Genomic DNA, 1,443 nt, shown 5'->3' with positions numbered 1-1,443 from the left:
ATGAACATCAATCACAACATTATCTGCACCTAAGACAGATTCTATTGATTGCTTCATGGAATTGATTCCTTGAATTTCAGCCTTATTAGCCAAATCTATAGTTTTATCTAAGTGTATAGGGAATTGGACTCCTTTGGCTTGGAGTTCTTTCTTAGCTTCAGCAAATTTAGCCTTGGCTTTTTCTGGATTGTAGTATGGATCTTGGGCATCTGCAAAGTTGATTCCTTGCCATTCCTTGCCATAGTTGACTATCTTAGAGGCTACTACTTCACCAAAGTCTTTGCCATTGATACTTACGAAGTTTGGAGGAACAACGAGGTTACGCAAAATCTTAGTTGCCCCCTCTTCTCCTTGAGATTGGGCCCCGTAAGCTGTACGGTCATAGGCAAAATTAATGGCTTGACGGAAGTTCTTGTTAAGAACCGCTTCTTGAGTCGATTTCTTTTCAGCATCACTTGTCTTGGAAGTGAATTTATAAGATTTCCTATCCAAGTTGAAGTTTAAGAAGTAAGATGTAGCATCTTGCATGCTATAGATGATATTGTCCTTATTCTTTTCTTTAATTCCTTCAAAACTTGAACTGTTCGGATAGAGACGAGCATAGCTATAAACACCTTCGGTAAAATTACGTGCTAACGCATCTTGGTCACTACCATCAAAATAAGTCAATTTGACATCATCTACAAAGACATTTTTAGCATCCCAGTAGTTAGGATTTTTCTTGTATTCGATGACTGATTTTGAAACAAAGGATTTCATCAAGAACGGTCCATTGTACAAAATGCTAGATGGCTCTACCTTCCCAAAATCATCCCCTTTTGATTTCAAGAAATCTGCATTGACTGGGAAGAGAATAGTTGAGGTTGTTTTTGAGTTCCAGTAAGGTTCTGGTCGTGCCAAGGTATATTGAACGGTTTGGTCATCAAGAGCCTTGACTCCGACAGTTGAAAAGTCGCTTGTTTTACCAGTGATATAGTCATCCAAACCTGCAACGGATTCTTGCACTAAGTACAAGGCTTCTGATTTTTTATCAGCTGCATATTTCAAACCAGTGACAAAATCTTGGGCAGTTACAGGAGCATATTCTTCTCCATCTGCAGTATACCATTTAGCATCCTTACGAAGTTTGTAGGTATAGGTCAAACCGTCTTGAGAAACACTCCAATCCTCTGCCAAAGATGGAATATAGTTTCCATACTGGTCATTTTCCATGAGACCATCTACCAGATTGGTCACAATATCAGTAGTTGTTGCACGATTTTCTGCTAGATAGTTCAAACTAGATGGATCACTTGAGTAAACATAATTGTATGTTTTTGATGCTGTGCTAGAATTTCCACAGGCACTTAACAAAATACCTGCACTTAACACGACACCTGCAAGCGTTGCATACTTGGCCTTAGACTTTTTCATTTCCAGAACCTCCTGATTTAAATATTTGTC

At 38.7% G+C, this 1,443-nt stretch carries 1 protein-coding gene; it reads right to left on the bottom strand.

The window, feature by feature from the left end:
• The coding region (locus tag ACLNCN_RS04760) for a peptide ABC transporter substrate-binding protein (protein WP_424844737.1) at positions 1–1,413 on the bottom strand (1,413 nt) is incomplete at its 3' end.
• Positions 1,414–1,443 lie beyond the last annotated feature (30 nt).

This window comes from Streptococcus sp. CL8.13, assembly GCF_049737895.1.
Note: the sequence above shows the minus strand (reverse complement) of the source record. Positions and strands in the feature narration are given on the sequence as shown.